This window comes from Pedobacter steynii (assembly GCF_900103665.1).
GTDB classification, from domain to species: domain Bacteria; phylum Bacteroidota; class Bacteroidia; order Sphingobacteriales; family Sphingobacteriaceae; genus Pedobacter; species Pedobacter steynii.
The window spans coordinates 445272-469122 of sequence record NZ_FNGY01000003.1; the positions used below are offsets into that span (position 1 = coordinate 445272).

General features: G+C 41.0%; 19 protein-coding genes. 10 read left to right on the forward strand and 9 right to left on the reverse strand.

The window, feature by feature from the left end; genetic code table 11:
• Positions 1-9 precede the first annotated feature (9 nt).
• The 3 genes from BLQ87_RS10220 to BLQ87_RS10235 form a co-directional block, all read right to left on the reverse strand.
• The gene (locus tag BLQ87_RS10220) at positions 10-3180 is read right to left on the reverse strand and encodes a SusC/RagA family TonB-linked outer membrane protein (protein WP_083361785.1); all 3171 of its coding nucleotides are present in this window, start codon (positions 3178-3180) and stop codon (positions 10-12) included.
• Between the two features lie 438 nt (positions 3181-3618).
• Entirely contained in the window at positions 3619-4119 is a 501-nt protein-coding gene (locus BLQ87_RS10230) for an FKBP-type peptidyl-prolyl cis-trans isomerase (RefSeq protein ID WP_069377787.1), read from the reverse strand.
• A 7-nt stretch (positions 4120-4126) separates the two neighbouring features.
• Complete coding sequence (locus BLQ87_RS10235; RefSeq protein ID WP_074606119.1) at positions 4127-6142, reverse strand: thioredoxin domain-containing protein; 2016 nt, start codon at positions 6140-6142, stop codon at positions 4127-4129.
• Between the two features lie 105 nt (positions 6143-6247).
• On the opposite strand from BLQ87_RS10235, the gene BLQ87_RS10240 reads away from it, so the two are divergent.
• The 4 genes from BLQ87_RS10240 to BLQ87_RS10255 all read left to right on the forward strand — a co-directional run bounded on the left by BLQ87_RS10240 (position 6248) and on the right by BLQ87_RS10255 (position 8738).
• Positions 6248-6430, forward strand: coding sequence for a hypothetical protein (locus BLQ87_RS10240; RefSeq protein ID WP_074606122.1), 183 nt, complete (start codon positions 6248-6250; stop codon positions 6428-6430).
• A gap of 11 nt (positions 6431-6441) precedes the next feature.
• Positions 6442-6951 (forward strand): hypothetical protein, encoded by a 510-nt coding sequence (locus BLQ87_RS10245; RefSeq protein ID WP_083361786.1) that lies wholly within the window; start codon positions 6442-6444, stop codon positions 6949-6951.
• Positions 6948-8045 (forward strand): mandelate racemase/muconate lactonizing enzyme family protein, encoded by a 1098-nt coding sequence (locus BLQ87_RS10250; protein ID WP_074606123.1) that lies wholly within the window; start codon positions 6948-6950, stop codon positions 8043-8045. The genes BLQ87_RS10245 and BLQ87_RS10250 overlap by 4 nt, the downstream gene beginning before the upstream one ends.
• Before the next feature lie 219 nt (positions 8046-8264).
• Positions 8265-8738 (forward strand): MarR family winged helix-turn-helix transcriptional regulator, encoded by a 474-nt coding sequence (locus BLQ87_RS10255; protein ID WP_083361787.1) that lies wholly within the window; start codon positions 8265-8267, stop codon positions 8736-8738.
• Here the strand turns inward: BLQ87_RS10255 and BLQ87_RS10260 are convergent.
• Positions 8735-9658: a glycoside hydrolase family 25 protein gene (locus tag BLQ87_RS10260; protein WP_074606128.1), complete on the reverse strand. Its 924-nt coding sequence runs from the start codon at positions 9656-9658 to the stop codon at positions 8735-8737. The genes BLQ87_RS10255 and BLQ87_RS10260 overlap by 4 nt on opposite strands.
• 77 nt (positions 9659-9735) lie before the next feature.
• Positions 9736-11106, reverse strand: a complete 1371-nt coding sequence (locus BLQ87_RS10265) for a dipeptidase (RefSeq protein ID WP_074606130.1) — start codon at positions 11104-11106, stop codon at positions 9736-9738.
• 381 nt (positions 11107-11487) lie between these two features.
• Here BLQ87_RS10265 and BLQ87_RS10270 point away from each other — a divergent pair, with 381 nt between their 5' ends.
• The 6 genes from BLQ87_RS10270 (at position 11488) to murA (ending at position 18725) form a co-directional block, all read left to right on the forward strand.
• Positions 11488-11784 carry a hypothetical protein gene (locus tag BLQ87_RS10270; RefSeq protein WP_074606132.1) on the forward strand — a complete coding sequence of 99 codons (297 nt, stop codon included), beginning with the start codon at positions 11488-11490 and terminating at the stop codon, positions 11782-11784.
• Positions 11785-12037: 253 nt separating this feature from the next.
• The gene (locus tag BLQ87_RS10275) at positions 12038-12553 is read left to right on the forward strand and encodes a PH domain-containing protein (protein ID WP_074606134.1); all 516 of its coding nucleotides are present in this window, start codon (positions 12038-12040) and stop codon (positions 12551-12553) included.
• 1 nt (position 12554) lies between these two features.
• On the forward strand, positions 12555-14060 hold the full coding sequence (locus tag BLQ87_RS10280; protein WP_074606136.1) for a PH domain-containing protein: 1506 nt from the start codon (positions 12555-12557) through the stop codon (positions 14058-14060).
• Positions 14061-14180: 120 nt separating this feature from the next.
• Complete coding sequence (locus tag BLQ87_RS10285; protein WP_074606138.1) at positions 14181-16490, forward strand: ATP-dependent helicase; 2310 nt, start codon at positions 14181-14183, stop codon at positions 16488-16490.
• A 181-nt stretch (positions 16491-16671) separates the two neighbouring features.
• Positions 16672-17361 (forward strand): DUF4290 domain-containing protein, encoded by a 690-nt coding sequence (locus BLQ87_RS10290; protein ID WP_074606140.1) that lies wholly within the window; start codon positions 16672-16674, stop codon positions 17359-17361.
• A gap of 38 nt (positions 17362-17399) precedes the next feature.
• Complete coding sequence (murA, locus tag BLQ87_RS10295) at positions 17400-18725, forward strand: UDP-N-acetylglucosamine 1-carboxyvinyltransferase (RefSeq protein ID WP_074606142.1); 1326 nt, start codon at positions 17400-17402, stop codon at positions 18723-18725.
• A 94-nt stretch (positions 18726-18819) separates the two neighbouring features.
• Here the strand turns inward: murA and BLQ87_RS10300 are convergent, their stop codons facing one another.
• The 4 genes from BLQ87_RS10300 to BLQ87_RS10320 form a co-directional block, all read right to left on the reverse strand.
• Entirely contained in the window at positions 18820-20181 is a 1362-nt protein-coding gene (locus tag BLQ87_RS10300; protein ID WP_074606144.1) for a pyridoxal-phosphate dependent enzyme, read from the reverse strand.
• 125 nt (positions 20182-20306) lie between these two features.
• Positions 20307-21425: a DNA-processing protein DprA gene (gene dprA / locus BLQ87_RS10305; RefSeq protein ID WP_074606147.1), complete on the reverse strand. Its 1119-nt coding sequence runs from the start codon at positions 21423-21425 to the stop codon at positions 20307-20309.
• Positions 21426-21981: 556 nt separating this feature from the next.
• Positions 21982-22614 carry a 16S rRNA (guanine(527)-N(7))-methyltransferase RsmG gene (gene rsmG, locus BLQ87_RS10315; protein WP_074606152.1) on the reverse strand — a complete coding sequence of 211 codons (633 nt, stop codon included), beginning with the start codon at positions 22612-22614 and terminating at the stop codon, positions 21982-21984.
• Entirely contained in the window at positions 22605-23726 is a 1122-nt protein-coding gene (locus BLQ87_RS10320; protein WP_074606155.1) for a glycosyltransferase, read from the reverse strand. Before BLQ87_RS10320 ends, rsmG begins: the two co-directional genes overlap by 10 nt.
• Between the last annotated feature and the right edge of the window lie 125 nt (positions 23727-23851).

The following is a 23851-nucleotide window of genomic DNA, read 5'->3' on the forward strand; positions in this document are numbered from 1 at the left end:
GAGTAATTTTTAAAATTTAACACTTAAGTTTAATCCATAGCTTCTGGTACGGGGCACGCCAAACTGTTCAATCCCCTGTGCATTTCCTGCACTAAATACAGATTCAGGATCCACATTTGGTGTTTTCTTGTACAGAATAAAAAGATTACGGCCTACCAGGGAAAGGGTTGCTGAGCTCAATTTCGACAACATTTTCACCTTACTAACCGGCAACTGATAACTCAGTACAACCTGACGAAGCTTGATAAAACTGGCATCATACACAAATAAAGAAGAGATATTTCTGAAACCATCACCATAGTATTTTTCCAGCAACGAAGGGTCGATTACCATGTTCACCGGTTTTCCGGATACATCTACTCCACTAATTGGCACTCCGGTGTCTCTGCCTGCAAGTGTCATTTTCGTTAAGCCCATCCTTGTACCATATAGATCGGTTCCTGAATAAAGACTTCCACCAAACTTACCGTCAATCAGTACATTCAGGCTAAATCTTTTGTATTTAAAATCATTGGAAAAACCAACAGACCATGGATGAACACCTTGTCCTAGCTCTTCAAGAGGCCCTGGAACCGGTGTAGCCACACCACCGGAAACATTATATACAGTTTTCCCATTGGCATCCTTTAATTCTCTTCGTCCCATAATGATACTATATGGACTTCCTACCTGACTATAGATATAAGCATATCCATTTACTGCGCTGGCCATGACAATAGAATTCAGGTTTTCAGCAAGCTTTAATACTTTATTTTTGTTGTAAGCAGTGTTTACACTTGTGCTCCAGGAGAAATCAGGTTTGTCTATAATTTTTCCAGTGATTAAGAGCTCTACTCCTTTATTGCTGATCTCCCCCACATTTAATAAGGCTGTACGGTAACCCGAACTTGTGGAAACAGTCGTTTCTACAATATCTTTGGTCGTGCTCCTGTCGTACCAGGCAAAATCTATCCCTAATCTATTATCAAATAAAGAAGCTTCAAATCCTGCTTCAAAGGTGGTAGAGGTTAAAGGGCTTAAATTAGGATTAGGAATTCTGGTGCTCGTTACCTGCTGCAATTGCTGCCCCAGGTGCCCGTTCTGAATCATCGTATAGGAAGGATTTAACGCGTAAGGTTCTGGTGTAGCACCTCCAACCTGTGCCCATGAGGACCTTAACTTGGCAAATTGAACCCATGAAGGCATTTTAACGATCTGGGAAAGGATCACACTCGTTCCAATGGAAGGATAGAAAATGGTGTTGTTTTTCGGAGCAAGTGTTGAAAACCAATCCTGGCGACCAGTTACGGTTAAAAATACCAGGTTTTTGTAGTCGAAATCTGCTGAACCAAATAAGGAAGAAGTCCTGGTCTTCCCATAAGGATAAGTCTGATTTACTGTTCCAAGATTAGATACAGAATAAAAGCCAGGAGTGATGAAATCTTTTCCCTGGATGATCACTTCGTCCCGGGTAGAAGACCTGTTATTGACACCGAATAAGGCATTCAAAGAGAAATCTTTAAACAGGTTTTGCTTGTTATAATTGATCGTCGCCTCGGTATTGATGGTGGTCAGGTTAGATCGCTCCTCTTTTGCTCCGCCCAAAGGGGTATATAAAGACTTGCTTGGAACCACGCCAAAGTATTTAAAGTTGTTATAATCCTGACCAATTCTCGCATTGAAAAACAATTCAGGCAATACATTCAATTTTACATTTACCATAGATAAAAAACGATTCCGGGTATCGTTCTTTTCAAACTTGTTGACTACAAAATAAGGATTACTGGCAATAGGAACAGGGTTCCAGGCCACTTCATCTCCATTGGCGTCATATCCCGGAGAGAGGTTGCGGATGTCTACCGTATTTCCAATCAGATAAGTTCCCCAGTTAGGATTACCGTAAGCATCGTTTACCACGGTTCTGTTTTTAGCATTTTCAAGGTTGTATTGTGCTACCGCATCAATTCTTAACCATTTGCTTAACACCAGTTCGCCGGCAAAGTTAAAGGTCTTTCTATTGAAATTGGTATTGGGAACAATCCCTCTGTTGTTCATATCAGATGCAGAAAACCGTCCATTGGCGGATTCATTTCCTCCGGTAAGTGCCAGCGTATTGGTCGTCGTAGTTCCTGTCTGATAGAAATTCTGAATGTTGTTTTTTTGTGGACTGTAAGGTCTTTTGACCCCATCAAACTGAATCACATCTGAACCATCCATTTTGGCACCCCAGGAAGATCGTCCTGCAGCAATTGCTTCTGCCTGAGTAAGGGGCTTAACACCGTTTTTACCTGATCCATATTCATATTGCCATTCCGGGATCACTAAGGGTGATTCCATTGTAAATGCGGAGTTAAAATCGATGCCCACACCTTTCTGTGCAGCACCTCGCTTAGTTTTGATAAGGATTACTCCATTGGAGGCCAATGAGCCATACAAGGCCGCAGCCGTTCCTCCTTTTAATACGGTAATGCTTTGGATGTCGTCGGGATTGATTCCTGAAATCCCATCTCCCCTGTCGATGTTTAACCCATTGGCAATGCCGTCAGAAGTATAACCCTCAGTTTGTGGAAGCCCCAATAAGGTATTGTCTATCGGCATATCATTCACTACGTATAAAGGTTGGTTATTTCCATTCAGGGAACCGTTACCACGAATAATGACCCTGCTGGAGCCACTCGGTCCTGTAGCCGTACTTGTTGCATTTACACCAGCAACCTTTCCTACCAGCGCATTGGCAAGGTTTGTTTCCCTCGCCTGGGTAAATTCCGTGCCTTTCACCTCGGTCAGCGCGTAAGCCAAAGCCTTCCGGTCTTTCTTGATCCCCATAGCTGTTACCACTACCTGGTTTAAAGTATTCTCCTCGGCGACAGACAGCACCACATCGATCGTCGTTTCATTGTTTACAGGCACTTCTTTTCTTTTGTACCCAACATAGGTAAAGATCAGAATCTGAGGGCCATCAGGAATTCTTAACGCAAAGTTTCCGTTTTCATCAGTCTTCGTTCCGATTTTCGGATCTGATTTTAGCACAACAGATACTCCGGGAATAGAAAGTTGGTCGTCGGAAGCAGTTACCCGGCCTTTGATCTCCCTTAAGTTTTTATTGTTAAATGCTGAGAAGGCCTCTTTTGCAAAAACCCGTCCTGAGAACACCATTAACGGTATCAGCAACATTAAGCATAAATGTAGTTTTCGAATCATGTTTGGTTTTGGTTAGGTGGTTGGTTCAGTTTATTAGCTTCAAATATAGAATTGTTTATTTCATATTGCATATTTTTTGCAATAAAATTTTGCAAATAAAACATAAACACCTTAAAACCACATTAGAGCAGGAAAAAGAAAAGAAAAGCAGGATTCAACTGCTGGAATTTTGCAGACAATTCTGCAGAAGAACCTCAAATTTAAAGTCCAAAATTCTGGAAAAAGAAAAACATTTAGGAGTAACGCGTCAAATTTGCAAAAAATATGCAAACAGAAATCAATTGATTTAAAAAAAAAGAGGTCATGCCTGACGGCCTTTAACGAAGCCAGAATTACACTTCAAGGTTAAATAAGTCAAGCGGTAATCTGGCGATTAACCTCAAAAAAATAGCCTGTATCGTTTACGATACAGGCTATTTTAATATAAACTAAGATCTACTAGTGACCTTCGTGACCATCAGCACCGTGTGCATGGCCATGACTTAATTCTTCTTGAGTCGCCTCACGTACAGTAAGGATTTTACCTGCAAAAATCAGGTTTTTACCAGCCATAGGGTGATTTAAATCTACAGAAACGGCAGTCTCATGAATCGCAGTAACACCTGCTCTGAAATGATTGCCTTGGTTATCCTGCAAAGGAATAACATCACCTACAGCAGGCAATCCAGCTTCTTTAAACATGTCGATTGGCAAGTCAGCAAAAGCTCCCGGATCTAATTCACCGTAACCATCAGCTGCAGTAAGCTCAAAGCCATACTCATCACCAACATTCAATCCTGCCAAATGCTCTTCAAATTTTGGCAACATCATTCCTGTACCATATAGAAATACAAGTGCATTTTGCTCATCTGCTTTCTCTACAAAAACTTGTTGTCCTTCTTCATTAGTCGTATGCAATTCGTACGTTAATGATACTACTGTATTGGGTTTAATACTCATTATGATGTTATTTAGTTATCAATTTTAATGCTTCATCAACAGTAGCTACTGGCAACTGGCATACTTTATTTCGGCAAATATAGATTTTTGTTTCAATGCTTCCCTTATCTTTTAACAAAGGAAGTGTTGAATTTGTTCCTGACAGTATAATTTTATTGGGAATATAACGACTATTAATTTCTTTTTTCAGCATTCCTGCACTTTCCCCTGTAATGGCGATCTCATTTACACCGAACACTTCGTTTAACAACTGAATGGCCCAATTCGAGTAGGCAGAACCATAAGTTTTAATCTGTGGCTGAACTGCAGCCAGCATTGCAGCCGCCTGATTTACATAACGTTCCTCGTCAAAAAGCAGGCCCAAAGTATGTAAATTTTGCGCCATAACGGAATTCGAGGCAGGGATTACATTGTCCATAATCTCATGTTTCCTGGCAATTAGCGCCTCCCCACCGGAGGACGTATAAAAAAACATCGGGCTTTCAGGATCTGCAAAATTTGCGATGACCTGATCAGTCAGCTGTTTGGCTTCATTTAACCATTTTTCATCAAAATCAGTCTGATATAAAGCGATCAGGGCTTCGATAAAAAACGCATAGTCATCGAGGAAACCTGAAATCGTTGCTTTTCCACTTTTGAAATTCCGGAATAGCGTCCCTTCAGGAGTTTTTAACTTATCGAGGATAAAATCAGCTGCTCTTTTGGCCATCTGATAGTATTCCTTTTGATCAAAGATCTCTGAACTTTCTGCCAGCGCTTTAATCGCCATCGCATTCCAGGCGGTCAGACATTTATCATCCAACCCAGGTCGTACCCTTTTCCCCCTTTGCATCAGGAGTTTCAGTTTGAGCTCACTGATCTTCTGTTTCAGTTCTTCAGGATCAATTCCCCTATCGACAGCAAATTCTTCATCGGTCTGTTTTCTTAGCAGGATATTGGTCTGCTCCTCTTCCCAGTTTCCTTCTTCAGAAATGTGATAATAAGCAATCAGCAAAGCCTGATCCTCCAAACTCATGGTTTCGAGTTCTGCCTTATCCCAGACATAAAACTTTCCTTCTATACCTTCACTATCTGCATCCAGTGCCGAATAGAACAAACCTTCGGCCGAAGTCATCTCCCTCGCCAACCAGGCTATTGTTTCCTCTGCCACCTCCTTAAACAAAGGCAGGCGGTTATATTGATAGGCTTCCGCATATAGACTAATCAGTTGAGCATTGTCATACAACATTTTCTCAAAATGAGGAACATGCCAGTTTCCGTCTACGGAATACCGTGCAAAACCACCAGCAATCTGATCATAAATCCCTCCCAGGGCCATTTTTTCCAGCGTTAAAAGTGTAGCCGCATAGGTGTCCTGATCCTCAGCAAGAAAACTGTAACGAAGCATAAATTGCCAGTTATTGGGCATCGGGAATTTAGGAGCACGGTTATATCCACCTTCAGACAGATCAAAATATTGTTTCCAGGGTGCCACCACCTCGGTAAGGTGTTCCTGTGTATAGCTTTCTCTTTTTAGGTTTGGAATGATTTTCTCCGCATTCCTGATCCCGTCCGTCAGGCGATCGGCATATTGTATTGCTTTATCTGGTTCATGTTGCCAAAGATCGGCTACATTTTCCAAAATATTTATCCAGTCGTCCTTTTTGAAATAGGTTCCTCCATAAATCGGTCTTTGATCTGGCAAACATAAACAGTTCAATGGCCAGCCTCCGCTGCCGGTCATCAGTTGAATGGCCAGCATATAAATCTGATCGATATCCGGACGTTCTTCCCGGTCTACTTTAATACAGATAAAATGACGGTTCATTACTTTAGCAACCTCTTGGTTTTCAAAACTCTCCCGCTCCATCACATGACACCAATGGCAAGCGGAATAACCAATACTCACCAGAATCAGTTTATTTTCCTTCTTTGCTTTCTCCAGAGCTTCCCTTCCCCATTCATACCAGTTCACCGGATTATGGGCATGTTGTAATAAATAAGGCGAAGAAGCTTTAATCAGACTGTTAGGTTCCATATTCATCCTATAAAGGTAAAAAGATAAGAATCTCCATTATTTTTTATTCCACAAAATGACAGAAAACACGATTGAGGGTGATATCTTTAAAGATAATTTATTCCCAACAACATGATCAGATTAAATAAAGACACGCCATCAGAGGTATTACAAGAAGTAAAGAAAGGCGATTTAGTGACGGATACCTTCAGTAAAACTGGTCTTGTGGAAGAGATAGAAACTTCTGACGATGGGCTATATAAGATTTACAGCTTTCATCTGGTTACCGGGAGAACAATTACAGTTAAAAAGTAAGCGATGAAAAAATGAGATATGCAAGAGGTATCCTGTATGTGATTTACTTTCTGATCTATTTGCCAGTGGTCATTCTGGGAATGATGATCCTTTTCGTCTGTATGTTATGGCGAATTTTCCCTGACGCCCAGGAAAACCGTCTTTTCAGGCAAGAATACCAGGAATTCCTGCTATCCATTGAAGGAAAATCCTTTTTTTGCTATAACAATAACACAAGAAGTCAGCTTTTTATTGAGGCCATTGTTTTGCCGGTTTTAAGCCCTGAGGTCAACGTCATTTTTCTAAATGGAAAGACACCGGAATCAGATTTCAGCCGGAGATTTATTTCCCAAATGCTTTATGGCATTAACGATCGAACCGGCTTCCCTTACCTCCTGAAGGTGGTCAACGGAGAAGTGCTGGACCAGTCTGCCAACAATGAACTTTTCAATACATTTAACCAGAACAAAGCACCTGATCAATTGTTACACAAGATCAATGCATTCTACCAGTCCCCGGAACATAAAGCCATCAGCTCATGAAAATCACTCATACCGAAATTTACCGCTTTAGCATCCCCATGGAGCCTTTTGTCATTGCGACAGGTACCATGCATTTTGCACAAAATGTACTCATCCGTATTTATACGGATTCCGGCATTCATGGTGTTGGTGAGTGTTCTGCTTTCCCGATGATTGTCGGCGAGACACAGGAAACCTGTCTGGCCATGGCTAAAGATTTCGCAAAGATTCTGATTGGTAAAGATCCGCTGGACATTCCTGAAAGAATGAATGACCTTCTGGGGTATGCAGCCCATAATGGGACCATAAAGAGTGCTTTTGATATGGCTTTATTTGACATTGCAGCCAAACACGCCGACCTTCCTTTGTACCGCTTTCTGGGAGGCCAGAAAAGAAGTGTAGAAACAGACATGACCATTGGCATTGACAGTCCTGAGAACATGGCCCTTTCGGCCTTAAAATACCGACAGCAAGGCTGTCGTATCCTGAAGATTAAACTCGGAAAAAAGGTCCATGAAGATATAGAAAGAGTTGCACAGATCCGAAAAGCAGTAGGCCCGGAGATGAGTATACGTCTGGATGCCAATCAGGGATGGAATTTTGACGATGCCTTATATGCATTAGGCGCTTTAGCTCCTTTTAATATTGAATTCTGTGAGCAGCCCATGCGGACCTGGTTCGACGATAGGTTACCAGAGCTCAAAGCAAATTCCCCCATCAAACTCATGGCCGACGAGAGTTGCTACAACCACCATGATGCCCGTAAACTGATCAATAGTCAGTCCTGCGAGTACCTGAATATCAAGTTTTCAAAATCCGGTGGCATCCTTGAGGCGCAAAAAATCCATGAGATTGCTTTGCAAACGGGTACAAAATGTATGATTGGAAGTATGCTGGAAAGCAGGATTGCCCTGACTGCAAACCTTCATTTTGCTTTATCCAGTCCGAATGTAGTCTTCTTTGATCTGGACACTTGTTTACTGGGACATTTAGTTGACCCGGTAATTGGTGGATTAACCTACGACGGCTTCTTTCTCGATGTTCCTGAAAATTCCGGAATCGGTGCAGATGCAGATCCGGCTTTCCTGAAAACCTGCGAGCAGTGGATCGTATAAAACGTCTCCCCTAAAGAATGATATTCTTCTGCAGTCAGCTTGTCAAGCATGTTGACCTGGATCATAATTTTCTCATTCATACTACCTCCTTTCTACAATATTAACAAAATCAACCCAAACATTTTCCACAGCCCTTGTTATTCCAAAACAAACTCATTAATTTAGTAAACTAAGTTTACTATAGATCCAATATTGAACTAATCATCCCTAAAAACCCCGATGGAAGACCACCAAAAACACGCTGTTATCTTCAAACAGCTATACGTTCTCAAAAAGCTCACGGACGATTGGGGCGACAAAAACATTTGCAATCTCCACCAACCACATTTCAATATGGCATTTATGCCTTTTTTCATGGCTGTCGGCCTGAATGGGAAATCAAGCAGTGCCATTGCAGCAAACCTGAAAGTCAGCAGACAGGCAGCCGGAAAAATCATGAAGGAATTAGAACAAACCGGATTGATTAAAGTAGAAAAGAGTGCAACAGATGCCCGCGCAAACCTACTGGAACTTACGGAAGCAGGCAGAGCCTTCTATCTTCAGGTAACCGAACAATCAGCCTTACTGGCGAGAAAGTATGTAAAACTGATTGGAAAGAAACAACTGGAAATGATGACAGAGACAATGGAGAAAATGATCCATTTCCATGAAAAATTAAACCATTGCCATAACCTGGGAGGAACGCAAGGCTAATAGCTGAGGATTCTGGGAATCCTTAAGCGTTCAAACGCCGTACTATCTCCATTAAAAGCATTAAAATCGACCACATGGTTGATTCCGGTAATACGGGCTTTATCAGAATGTTGCCAGAATGACCAATTGGTATCACTGCTCACTTTCAGTTTCGCCTGATGATAATGTGCAATCCATAGGGGATATTCATCAAAATGGCCTTTCAGGTAGTCTTTATAAAAGGTTAGGCCGGAATAAATCATTGGTTTTACCTTTGTCCTCTTTTCCACATAGCTGATAAATTCCTGAAGCTCCTTGCGCATATTGGCAGGTGCAACTCCATTCAACTGCTCAACATCTACTACCGGAGGTAAATCCCCCTCTTCGAACTTCACCGTTTGAAGGAAGAATTTAGCCTGCCATTCGCCCGATTTCTGAGGCCTGAAGAAATGATAGGCACCGCAAATAACTCCCGCTTTTGCCGCTTCTCTCCAGTTGCGCTGGAAATAGGGATCAACGCTTAATATCCCCTCGGTTGCTTTGATAAAAGCAAATTTCACCTGCACCTCATCCTCTTTCATCGCCTTTACCTTCTTCCAGTCGATCTTTCCCTGATAATAAGAAACGTCAATGCCGTGAATGCTGTATTTCTTGGGAATTCGAATATCAAAGCTGGAATAGGTCCTGTAATTGGGATCCTGGCCCCAATCTTTGATCCAGCGCCAGGTTGAGGTAAAGCCTTTAATCACATATCCATAATAAAATGGAGAAAGCAGAACGAGTAAAAGTCCGGCAATAGCTATTTTCCATTCCATCGCCAAGGGCTTTTTCTTCTTCGTCACCTTTCTTTTTGCAACAGGTCTTTTTCCTGGAATCGCTGGTTTTGCAGTTCTGGTTGTTTTTCTGGGTGCAGGAGGCTTCGGTGGAACTAATGGCGGCATGCCGTAAAAATACAAAAGGGCAACCGATTTGGCTGCCCTTTTTTCAATAACTGTATATTCCTTTTAAAATCAAGAACTTATTTACTCAACTCCGCAAAATATTTGTGGAATAAAGGCAAGGTTTCAATTCCTTTATAATAGTTAAAGATATCATATTTCTCATTTGGAGAGTGCAAAGCATCGCTATCTAAGCCAAATCCGAACAATACCGATTTAATACCCAGTGCGCTTTCGAATAAGGCAACGATAGGAATACTGCCACCACCCCTTGTCGGAATTGGTTTCTTACCAAATGAATCCAGGATTGCCTGTTCTGCAGCACGATAAGCAATGCTGTCTGTAGGCGTAACTACTGGTTCACCACCATGATGAGCGGTAACTTTTACCTTCACAAAATCAGGAGCGATGCTTTCAAAATGCTTTGTAAAAATGGCAGAGATTTCTTCAGAAGTCTGGTTAGGAACCAAACGCATAGAGATCTTTGCATTTGCTTTTGAAGGCAATACGGTTTTGGCTCCTTCGCCGATATAACCACTCCAGATTCCATTAACCTCCAAAGTAGGTCTGGTTCCGGTACGCTCTAAAGTAGAAAAACCTTTCTCTCCCCATTCTGCGCTGATGTCCAGGTCTTCTTTATATTCATTCAGGTCGAAAGGGGCTGAATTTAATGCAGTTCTTTCTTCCTCAGACAATTCCAGCACCTTATCGTAAAAGGCAGGAATCGTGATGTGGTTGTTTTCATCGTGTAATGAAGCAATCATCTTACACAAAATGGTAGCCGGGTTTGCTACAGCACCACCGTAAACTCCGGAGTGCAAATCGCGGTTTGGACCAACAACTTCCACTTCCATATAAGCCAGACCACGTAGACCTGTTTCTATAGAAGGATTTTCCATGCTGATCATTGAAGTATCAGAGATCAGGACCACATCTGCTTTCAAACGCCCGGTATTTGCTTTCACAAAAACCCCAAGGTTTGCGGAACCCACTTCTTCCTCTCCCTCAATCATAAACTTAACGTTACAGGCCAGGGTATTGGTTTTCATCATCAGCTCAAAAGCTTTTACATGCATGTAAAACTGCCCCTTATCATCACAGGCGCCACGTGCATAAATCTTGCCGTCACGCACCGTAGGTTCAAACGGAGGTGTTTTCCAAAGCTCCAAAGGATCAGCAGGTTGTACATCGTAATGTCCGTAGATTAAAACGGTAGGTAATTTTTCATCAATGATCTTTTCACCATACACTATCGGATAACCCGCAGTTTCACAAATCTCTACTTTATCGGCACCTGCGTCTTTCAGTTTCTGGGCAACGAAATCGGCTGTTTTAAGCACATCACCTTTATATTTAGGGTCTGCACTTACCGATGGGAAGCGTAATAACTCAAACAACTCGTCTAAAAAACGTTGTTTGTTTTCTTCTACATATTTTTTGATCTCTTGCATAACAAATGATTATTTACAAATATAATTTAAGTTAGTCCAAATCCACTTTTAGCATATTATGAAGAAACAACAGCCATCATTTAAATACACTTAGAGACTGTTTTCATTAATATCTGCTATAAAAAGAAGCTTTAGTTTGTACTGCAAAACTAGGTAAATTATCGTATTTCATGGTAATAACAGTTTAATTACGGATTAATTAAACCGTATACCAGTTCTAGCTATGCTTAATATTTTTTTGGCGATAATAATCTTTAGCCTTTCTAGCGAATGCTTCCAGTTTAGCTTCCATAAATGCTCTTCCCCAAATATTATAGTGGTAAAAACCATGTTGATAAAATTTAGATGGATAACTAAACGATTAATTTTAAATTTACGACCATGACGTATAACGAAGCTCAACAATTAGTTGGGGATTACGAACACCTGATCGGTAAAACATCAGCTGTTACAAATAATAAACTAACCAACCTGTTGATCACACCTAAGCCGATCTATGAACATGTGGTAACAATGTTTACTGCATTAAATGAAAAGATCGATCTGTCATCATTCATTGCACAATACGAAGATTTTGGTGTGTTGATGGTTTATGATTTTGATAAATTTAGGTCAACTGCCAATGCCAGTGTTGGAGATTTAGAAATCTATTTAAAAGGAACACCTAATTTGAAATAACGGATCATTTAACCACAGCCCAAATCAAAACCTCATTAAAGTTACACATTACTAATCAACACTAATACATCAACCGTCTCTTATTCAATGAATGATTAGCGGAGGGTTGCGATTTTCAGCAAGACCCTCCCATTAAATTAACGCGCGCTGTAGATTTATTGATAGAAGAAACGAGGGAGCATACATCAATCAGTGATTCCGTATAAAAAATAATTCCCTAACTTCGTTTCGAACGCCATTATAGCAAAATGAAATGCAGGATTTTACAAATGAAACATTAGATATAGACGCGCTGCCGAAGTACGAAGAGGTAGTATTAAATGCAATAAGCAGGAAATACTGGAGGGTGGCTTTATTAAATATCGCCATTTTCCTGCTCATCCTTGCTGCGGCAATAGGCATGGTCTTGTTTTTTGTAGAAGGATTCAGACCTTACTTATATGTAACTACCGGGATTTACCTTCTTTTCAGCATACTTTTAATTGCCCTTTATCGGACCAGTATTAAAAGGATCGGCTATGCGATTAGAGAAAAAGACCTGATTTATAAGAGCGGAATCATCTCGATCTCCACTTCCATTATTCCCTTTACCAGAATACAACACATCACCTTAAATGAGGGGATTTTCTCCAGAATGTTTCAATTGGGCTCCCTTCATGTATTTACTGCCGGAGGTATTTCGGGAAGCATCACTATTCCCGGATTGGACATTAATATGGCAAAGGCAATCAAAGAAGAGCTGAACAGACAACTGGCTAAAGTCGATTAAAATGGGAACTGATTTTTCTGAACCCAAAAGACAGTCGGCCGCCGGTGTAGCCGTGATGTTTGCCGATCACCTGCAACGCAGCATTCGGGTATTGGTTTTTCCCATTATCCTGCTCCTGGTCCGCGCCAAAGGCATGAATCATTGGTACCTGATTGCCGGATTCCTCGTCTTCCTTTTCATTCTGATCATCTATTCTTACCTCAGTTACCTCAGGTTCAGTTTTTTTCTCGATGAAGAAAAACAGGAATTTGTAATCCAAAAAGGCGTATTGAGCAAGGAACACATCAGCATCAGGCTGGATAAGATCCAGCAGGTAAACATCAACCAGTCGCTCATTCAAAGGATCATAGGGGTCTATAGTCTCGACATTGACACTGCGGGGAGCGATAAAAAAGAAGCGAGCATCAAGGCAATTGACCACCATACAGCCACGATATTAAGGGAAAGGCTCTTAAATAGAGACACTCCCGATCCGACAGCAGAAAAATCAACAGATGAGCAAAGGCTGAAGTCTGAACCGCTTCTAAAACTGAGCACCTCTACCCTCTTTAAAGTGGGTTTAACGTCCAACTATGGCGCAAGCGTAGCCCTTCTTATGGGTTTTATCTTCGCCATTATGGAGATGTTAAAAAACTATACAGAAGCTTTTCAACTGGAAGAAAACCCAATAAAAGCGCTTTCTACCGAAGGTTTAAACATGATTTCCATCGGCGTACTTCTTTTCTTTGCCCTGCTCATCGTTCTTGGAACAAATATCCTGCGCAACTTCATTAAATATTTCGACTTTGAGGTGATCAAAAAGAAGGCGGTACTGGCCATCACATCAGGGCTTTTTGAAAAGAAACATACCTTATTGAAACCGGCAAGGGTACAGATCAGCAGCTATAGTCAGAATTATTTTCAGAAAAAACTGGACCTGATGAACATGAAGTTCAAGCAGGCTTCTTTTGATGCTGCTGATGAGGACGACAAAGACAATAAAAAGCATGACATTGAGATTCCCGGATGTGATGAAAACGAAAGAGACGAGCTCTTAAAAATGATCTTTGAATGTATCCCCCAAAAAGAAAGCACCTTTATTCCAAACTACCGCTTCCTCTTTTTAACAATAATGCTTAAGGTGGTCATTCCGATAGCTTTCTTTCTCCTCATCGGATGGGTACTCCCTCATCTGCGTCCCTATTTCTGGTGGATCATCCCCTACGCTATCCTGGTGGTCATAATGTTGTATTTTGAATTTGCACATCATCGGTTATACCTGTCTGAAGATTTTATCATTAAGAAAAGCGGAATATGGGATGTAGAACATCAGCTAATGGAGCCGCATAAAATTCAGGGGATCACGACCAAACAATACTTCTGGCATAAAAAGGCCAACATTGGGCATTTGGTCCTGCATACCGCGGCCGGAACGATTCATTTTAAATATGGGAACTATGCCGATATTCACCGTATGGCGAACTATTGGTTGTATTATATAGAATCAGGGAAAAAAGATTGGATGTAACTCCAATAAAAGCCATAGTTTTCTTATTTTTGTGCGAATGTAGTTTCATGTGCCCCTTGTACATCGATATCAGCTACATGGTTTAAACAATACCTTTAAAAAGCAGAACAGGATAGTATTTTGGATTATTTAGCAGGATTAAACCCCCAACAACGCGCAGCAGTAGAAAATACCCAGGGACCCGTAATGATTGTCGCAGGTGCCGGCTCCGGAAAAACACGTGTAATTACTTACCGGGTAGCTCACCTGATTGAAAAAGGGGTCGATGCCTTTAACATTCTGGTACTTACCTTTACCAATAAGGCCTCAAAGGATATGCGTGAGCGTATCTCGAAAGTAATTGGTTCAGAAGCCAAAAATATATGGATGGGTACCTTTCACTCGGTATTTGCCAAGATATTAAGAGTGGAAGCAGAAAAGATCGGATACCCTTCCAACTTCACCATTTATGATACGGACGATAGCAAAAGTCTGATCAGGGCGATATTAAGGGAATTACAGCTGGACGACAAGTTGTACAACGCGAATTTTGTATACAACAGGATCTCTTCCGCAAAAAACAACCTGGTTTCCCATACAGAATATATGGAGAACGCAGAGATTCAGGCGGAAGACATCAGCAATAAACGTCCTTTAATCGGCGTGATTTATGAAACCTATACCAAACGTTGTTTTAAAGCCGGAGCAATGGATTTTGACGATTTGTTGTTCAAAACAAATGTCTTGTTAAAGAACCATCCCGATGTACTGAACAAATACCAGCAGAAATTTAAATACCTGATGGTTGATGAGTACCAGGATACTAACTTTTCCCAGTATACAATTGTAAAGAAACTCGCAGCAGCCTACCAAAACATATGTGTAGTAGGTGATGACGCACAAAGTATCTATGCCTTCAGGGGAGCAAACATTCAGAACATCCTTAATTTTGAACGCGATTACCCGGATTTAAAAGTCTATAAATTAGAGCAGAATTACCGCTCTACCCAAAATATTGTAGAAGTTGCCAATAGCATTATCGCCAACAATAAGAATCAATTGGAAAAGAATGTTTTTTCCGATAATGAGTCCGGCGACCGCATCAAGGTGCAACGTGCTTTTACCGACAATGAAGAAGGTAAAATTGTAGCCGAAGCCATCGTACAGGAACGCAGTTCCAAAGGTTACAACCACAATGATTTTGCGATCTTATACCGTACCAATGCACAATCCAGAGCAATGGAGGAGGCTTTAAGAAAGCTGAATGTACCTTATAAAATCTACGGAGGACTCTCCTTCTACCAACGCAAGGAAATCAAGGATCTAATCGCCTATTTCCGTTTAACCTTCAATCCTGCGGATGAGGAAGCGATAAAAAGGGTCATCAATTATCCTAAAAGAGGACTTGGAGATACGACAGTAGAAAAAATTCTGGTTGCAGCAGATCAGCACGACATCACGATGTGGCAGGTGATCTGTGATCCTCAGCAATATATCGCAGGAAGAATTGCCAATCAGCTGAATGACTTTGCGGTAATGATTCAGAGCTTCGCTGCGGAAGCGAAGAAACTGGATGCTTACGAGACCGCTTTATACATTGCCCAGCATTCGGGAATATTAAAAGAACTCCATTCTGATACCACTGACGAAGGTCGTGGCAGACATGAAAATATCCAGGAATTATTAAACGGTATTAAAGAATTCGGTGAGCGTGAGGACATTGAAGACCGTAGTCTGGCTGTATTTATGCAGGACATTGCCTTATTGACGAATGATGATAAGGGAGACGATAAAAACAAAGATACGGTCTCTTTAATGACGATCCACTCTTCAAAAGGTCTGGAATTTAAGAATGTATTTGTAGTAGGCTTAGAGGAAAACCTCTTCCCTTCTCAAATGTCTTTAAACTCCAGAACAGATCTGGAAGAGGAACGCAGGCTCTTTTATGTGGCGGTAACACGTGCAGAAAAGAAACTGACCCTGACTTACGCGACGTCCAGATACAGATGGGGAACGCTAACCAACTGTGAGCCGAGTCGTTTTATTGATGAAATCAATGCGCGTTACCTGGAGATTGAAGTGGCAAAGCCTGCTAAAAGCACTTTAAATGACGACAGCTTCTCTTCAGAAAGAAAAAGCTGGACACAACAAAGGGATACTTTCAGCAAGCCAAAACCAGCATCATCAGCCGGTACCAGCGGAACCTCTACTGCGCCAAGACCGAAAACAACCTCTATGTTGCCAAAAGCACACATTCCTACTCCTGGTTTTGCCCCAGATGCGGCAAACCTGTTCCAAAATGGAATGGAAGTAGAGCATGAAAAGTTTGGCTTCGGTAAGATTGTGAGTCTGGAAGGTACACTTCCCGACGTAAAAGCAACCGTATTTTTTCAGGGTCTGGGTAATAAGCAGTTATTATTAAAATTTGCTAAATTGCGAATTGTTAAATAAAATATATCTTTACAGAATCTGCATGAGTTTGAACATACCTAATCTAACTTTATTTCGTTATCTCCTGATACGACAAAGCTCCGGCAGAAAATAGCTTACTCAATAAGATTCAATATGCCCAAAAGGGCCGGCCGGATTAAAGACCCGGTCGAATATTAAAATAAAAAGTATAATTATACAGATGAATTTCGATTATAATACCACAAGAAACGAGTTAATCCTCGCCGAATACGGCCGTAATGTACAGAACATGGTGAAGTACATTATTGAATTACCCGACCTTGAAGAACGTAATAAATATGCTCAGGCAGTGATAGACCTCATGGGATTTTTAAATCCTCATTTGCGTGATGTAGCTGATTTTAAGCACAAATTATGGGATCATTTACACATCATCTCCGGTTATAAGATCGATGTAGACAGCCCATATCCAAAGCCTAGTCCTGAGGATGCTTTGGTAAAACCCCAGCACATCGGTTACCCTCAGCAAAAGATCACTTATAAACACTATGGTAAAACCGTAGAAACGATGATCGAAAAAGCCAAAGCAGTGGAAGAGCCGGAACGCAGAGCTGCAATGGTGCAGGGAATTGCCAATTTCATGAAAATGGCTTACGTGACCTGGAACAAAGACAGCGTAGCTGATGAGACCATCCTAAAGAATTTACGCGAACTATCCGGAGGACAACTACAACTGGACGACAACATTAACCTAAATAAGGTTGAATTCAAACCTGTGGTGACCAGACCAGTAAACAACAATAACCGCGGAAGGAACAACAATAACGGTAAAGGCAGACAAAACAACAACAATAATAACAACAGCAATAACCGCACTCAACGCAACAACAATCCAAAACAAAGACACTAGATTTTACCAATTTTTATACTATACAAGCTTAATACAACATGAACGCATTCGAAATAATTGGTGGAAAAAAGTTAAAGGGTGAAATCCAGCCTCAGGGAGCAAAAAATGAAGCCCTGCAAATTATCTCAGCAGTTTTATTAACCGACCAGAAAGTCACCATCAGCAATATCCCGGATATTAAAGATGTCAATAAACTCATCGAACTTTTAGGAGACTTAGGAGTAACAGTAGAACGCTTATCTAAAGACACTTATACTTTTGAAGCAAAGAACATCAACCTGGAATTCTTCCAGTCTGATGTATTTAAAGCCAAAGGGGGCAGCTTAAGGGGATCAATCATGATCGTTGGACCGCTTTTAGCCCGTTTTGGAAAAGCAGCCATCCCGAAACCGGGAGGTGATAAAATCGGCCGCAGAAGACTGGATACCCATTTCCTGGGATTTGAAAAACTAGGCGCCAAATTTGTCTATGATGCTAAAAAAGAGTTCTTCAATGTAGACGCCACGAACTTACAGGGTGCTTATATATTAATGGATGAGGCTTCCGTAACCGGTACTGCCAATATCGTGATGACTGCTGTAATGGCAAAAGGAATCACGACCATTTACAACGCCGCTTGTGAGCCTTACTTACAGCAATTGTGCAAGATGCTGAACCGTATGGGCGCTAAGATTACAGGAGTAGGCTCAAACCTGCTAACGATCGAAGGCGTTACCAAATTAGGCGGAACAGAACACCGCATGTTGCCCGATATGATTGAAATCGGATCCTTTATTGGCCTTGCAGCCATGACAGAATCAGAAATTACGATTAAAAATGTATGCTATTCGGAGCTTGGGATCATTCCTGAAGTATTCAGAAAGCTGGGTATAAAGTTTGAATTAAGAGGCGATGACATTTTCATTCCTTCTCAGAAACATTATGTAATTGAATCGTTTATAGATGGTTCAATGCTCACCATTGCAGATTCACCATGGCCTGGTTTCACACCAGATTTATTGAGTATTGTATTGGTAGTGGCTACGCAGGCTAAAGGTTCTGTATTGATTCACCAAAAAATGTTTGAAAGCCGCCTGTTCTTTGTCGACAAACTAATCGATATGGGTGCACAGATCATACTTTGCGATCCACACAGAGCGACTGTAAACGGGATCAACAAACAATATAAATTAAGAGGAATCAGTATGACTTCCCCGGATATCCGTGCAGGTGTTTCCCTTCTGATTGCAGCATTATCTGCAGAAGGCACTTCAACGATATTTAATATTGAGCAGATTGAACGTGGTTACCAGGATATCGATACCCGTTTGCGTGCTTTAGGTGCCCAAATTAAACGTGTCGACGCTTCAAGCCCAAGTCATTAAGCGCATTTGATCCTACGAAAACACAGGACATAAAAAAAGTCCCGGAAAATAAAATATTCCGGGACTTTTTTTATGCTTAATCAAGTCAAATCCCCTATCCGGAGATCGCATTGATGATGTCATATTGCGTAATAATTTCAATTTTACCTTGCTCATCTTCCACCAATACTGCACTATTTTCTTTGTTAATCAGCGCAGAAATCTTATCAATTGAAGTGTTCATATCCACAAAAGGAAAAGTACTGGACATGATTTCCTGAACAGGGGCAGATTTTAAAGAAGGGTTTTCCAAAAGCGCCTTAAGAATATCGCTTTCTGCGACCTTTCCTACCACCATTCCCTTCTGAGTTACCGGAATCTGAGATATATTTAAAGTATTCATGTTATTGATCGCCTCAAGAATTGTCTTCTCACAGTCGATCGTAACAATGTCAGTCGCCTCCCTCTTTGCAAGAATAGCTCTTGCCGTAAGCTTCTCGTCTTTCAGAAACCCGCGTTCTCTCAACCAGTCTTCATTATACATTTTGCCCATGTAACGGCTGCCATGGTCATGAAAGATCACGACCACTACATCCTCAGGCTTTAATTTATCCTTCAACTGAAGTAGTCCTGCAATGGCAGAGCCTGCAGAGTTTCCAACAAAGATCCCTTCCTTGCGTGCGATATCACGGGTCATCAGTGCAGCATCTTTATCTGTTACTTTTTCGAACAGGTCAATGATGTCAAAATCTACATTCTTCGGCAGAAAATCTTCTCCAATCCCCTCTGTAATATATGGATAGATCTCATTCTTATCCAGAATTCCGGTCTCCTTATATTTTTTAAATACAGAACCATAAGTATCAATTCCCCAAACCTGAATGTTCGGATTTTGCTCTTTTAAATATTTCCCGGTACCTGAAATGGTTCCACCGGTTCCAACTCCAACCACCAAATGCGTAATCTTTCCTTCCGTTTGTTCCCAGATTTCAGGACCTGTCTGCTCATAATGAGCCTGTGAGTTAGAAAGGTTATCATATTGATTTGGTTTCCATGAATTTGGAACTTCACGCTCTAAACGCGAAGAAACCGAATAATACGACCTTGGATCTTCTGGTTCTACGTTAGTAGGGCATACGATAACTTCCGCACCAAAAGCACGTAAAGCATCTACCTTTTCTTTAGATTGTTTATCCGTAGTCGTGAAAATACATTTGTAGCCCTTAATGATCGCAGCCATAGCGAGTCCCATTCCGGTATTTCCGGAGGTCCCTTCAATGATTGTTCCACCAGGTTTAAGCTTGCCGCTTTTCTCTGCATCTTCAATCATTTTGACTGCCATACGATCTTTAATCGAGTTCCCAGGATTGGTCGTCTCAATTTTAGCCAGCACTGTAGCCGGGATTTCTTTCGTAATGTTATTCAATTTTACCAATGGCGTATTGCCGATGGTTTCCAAAATATTATTATACCACATGATACAAAAATACAAATTGAGGCTTAGAATTCTATTTACAAATGATAATTCAATATTTAATTCTAAAAAAGACAAATAAACAAAATAACATTTTATTCTACTAGTCCAATAGACTTATCTGCAATCTATTTTATAGGTAAAGAGGAAATATCCTGATTCAACTGATACCGCTTCCCGGGCAGAGAAGTCAAAATCCCCTGCATTTCCAGGTTCAATAAATGCAAAGCCAGCTTACTTTTTGGAATTTTCAGACGCAGCTCCAGCTCATCTATGGCGATTGCTGAAGTCGTCAAAGCCTGAAGAATTTCTTGCTCTTCCGCACTCAATTCAACAGGAAAATTTGAGCTTGCCATCAGCTCCTGAGCTTTAGGGAGCTCCCAGCCAAGGTAATAAGCAAGATCTCTGGCATGGCTGATCAACCCTGCCCTATTGGTCTTAATCAGGAAGTTACAGCCTTCGGAACTCAAATCGTTCACCCTTCCCGGAAAAGCAAAAACCTCCCGGTGATAAGAATTCGCTATATCTGCCGTAATGAGTGCCCCACCTTTTGAGGCGGCTTCCACCACAATGGTCACGTCTGATATTCCTGCAATGATCCGGTTCCTTTTTGGAAAATTCTCCTTGTCCGGATTTGTAAGCGATGGAAATTCTGTAAGTAAACCACCATTAAGAACCATCTTCTTCGCAATATGACTATGAACCTGAGGGTACATCCGATCTAATCCATGGGCTAAAACCCCTACCGTTGGAATCCCATATTGGAGGCTCTCCTGATGAGCAGTCACATCTATCCCATAAGCAAGCCCGCTTACGATCAACACCTCATATCCCGCAAGTGCCTCCGCGAGTTGCTTACAGAGCAGCTTACCATAGGCTGTGGCCATCCGGGTACCGACCACACTAATGATCCTGGGATGATTCAAATCTGCATTCCCTCTGTAGTACAATAAGACAGGCGCATCAACACAGTTTTTTAGTCGTACGGGATAATTATCATCTGTCAGGAACAATACCTGAACCTGATATTTCTTAATGAATTCTAATTGTATTTTAGCTTTGGTCATTGCCTCTTTCCCAAGAATCAATGTCGCGGTTTGTGCACCAATTCCAGGCACTTCCATCAATTCTTTCTTGTTAGCACCAAAGATCGCTTCAGGTGTAAGGAAATGTGCCAGGAGATTTTTAGCAGTGATGTGCCCTACATTTTTGATCATAGTAAGGGCAATTTTGTGTATTAAGCTCATTGGCTAACTTATAATTTATCGCTTGAATAATCACTATGGAAGAGAAATATCTTGCTGAAAAAAGAAGCATTACCGCTCAAAGGCTGAAGTCTTTTGGGCAGAAGAAGCCCAAAATTCTTCTATGCCTTTTCCCGGAACGCATCTTTTTCAGGAGAAATATTGCTCCAAATAAAGTGTTAAGGGCGCTCTGCCTCAACAGCGATCGTTGTAACCAATAGCGGAGAAATAGGATACTCAGTACCAAAAATTAGCAGGTTTGACCTCAAAAGCGCACCTTTTCGGGTAATTGGAAGTAGAAAAAATTAGCATACCTGACTTCAACAACCCATAGTTCCAGTTCACAGAGAAGAGGAGATTAAGGCTATAAAATGACGGAGGGTTTTAATCCAGCTTAGAATGATTTTGTGCAACATTCCATGTGATGATTGCATGCAGGATTTCACAAAAAAAGCAGATGTACTTTGAAGACATTCGAATATTTGCCCTTCAGCAAAGATTCGGGGATGAAAAGTATATCTGCTTTTTTTATAGTATTTCTTCAAAGAGAAGAACCTTATTATTGAGGAATATAAACCACAAATTTGGTTTCAAAAAAATCTTCTTTAAAGTAGTCTGCTAAAGGATATAACTCTGCTTTCAACCTTGATTCCTCGATTTCTTCAGCAAGATCACCGCCTTTCAGGTAAAGGATACCATTGGCAATTGCATTTTTAGAATCTTTATTAAACTTTCCTCTTACCCATGGATAAAAGTCTATAAGTCTTGTAACCGCTCTGGACACCACGAAATCATACTTATCTGTTACCTGCTCAGCCCTTAAATGACTGGCCTTCACATTTTTCAATCCCAGGCCAGCTGCAACTTCCGTAACCACTTTAATTTTCTTTCCGATAGAATCAACCAGATGAAACTGGGTTTCAGGAAACAGGATCGCCAAAGGGATTCCGGGAAAACCTCCTCCTGTCCCCACGTCCAGCACTTTTTCTCCCGGTTTGAAAGTGCAAAACTTTGCAATACCAAGAGAGTGAAGGATATGACGAACATAGAGTTCATCAATATCTTTTCTGGAGATTACATTGATCTGGGCATTCCAGAAACTATATAAATCGTACAACTGATCAAACTGAGCAATTTGTTCATCAGTCAGATCCTTAAAATATTCTTGTATTAGCGTTGATCTTATTTCCACTTTACTTTTTTAACAAATATAGACAGAATGCCGTTAAACACGAGAAAAATGAACAAGAGAATGTCCAGGATGGGAAAACACCATCGTAAATCACTATAATTTAACCGCTTTAAAATTCGGGGATAGATGAAACACCTGATGGCGATACTGACAAATAAAATACCTAAAGCAGGGTATAACGTCGCTTTGAAGAACAACAATGCAGTAAAGAAAGCATAAAACAGGAACTGAAAAATGATCTGGCAGGAAAGGATAAACTTATGCTTGCCTTTATACAACTTACCCGCACCGAAATGTCTTTTCTTTTGTCTCAGATAGGTGCCAAAGCTGGTATTTGGTTCAGACCATACCTGACTTTCTTTATTGATCCGGATTTCTGTATTGCGGGAATGTGCATTCGCATTTACAAACAGATCGTCATCACCGGAAGGAATATGCATGTGCGCTGCAAAACCTTTATTCTTGAAGAAAAGCGTCTTTTTATAAGCCATATTTCTTCCTACGCCCATATATGGCATACCTTTAACCGCATAAGAAAGATAGTTTACAGCAGTAAAAAACGTTTCAAAACGAATTAAAGCATTTAGAATGCCCCGCCTTTTCAGGTATGGGGAATAGCCCAAAACAATCTCAACCTTTGGATCTTCAGACTGCTGCATCCCCAACAACCAGTTTGCTGAAGCGGGAACACAGTCGGCATCGGTAAATACCAGCCAGTCGTTGGACGCGGCTTTAATTCCCATAGTAACTGCAAATTTCTTACCCGCAATAAACTTCTCCCCTTCTGAGATCGTGACGATCTTCAACCGTTTATATTGTTTGGCAAACTCTTCTAAAAGTTGTCTGGTTCCATCCCATGACCTGTCATTTACGACAATCACCTCAAAATCAGGGTGATTTTGTTCCAGAACTGAAGGAAGGTAATTTCTTAAATTGTCCACTTCATTGCGTGCACAAATGACAACGCTTAAGGGTTTTGCAGCAGTTTCCGATATGGGTTCTACCGGAAAAAAAGCCAGTTTCAGGTGAACAAATAAACTAAAGTATAATTGTATTAAGAAACAGAAGATCAATGAGCCGAGCAGACAACTCTCTAGTAAGGTTAATTCCACGATGTATTTTTGTAGCTGCCAAATTTCTGCTTTTTAATCTGTAATGTTCCTTTTTGTTGATAAAAAATTTAACCCATTTATAGCGCTATTTTTGCTACTTTTGGCAGATTTTAGTGGAGCATACA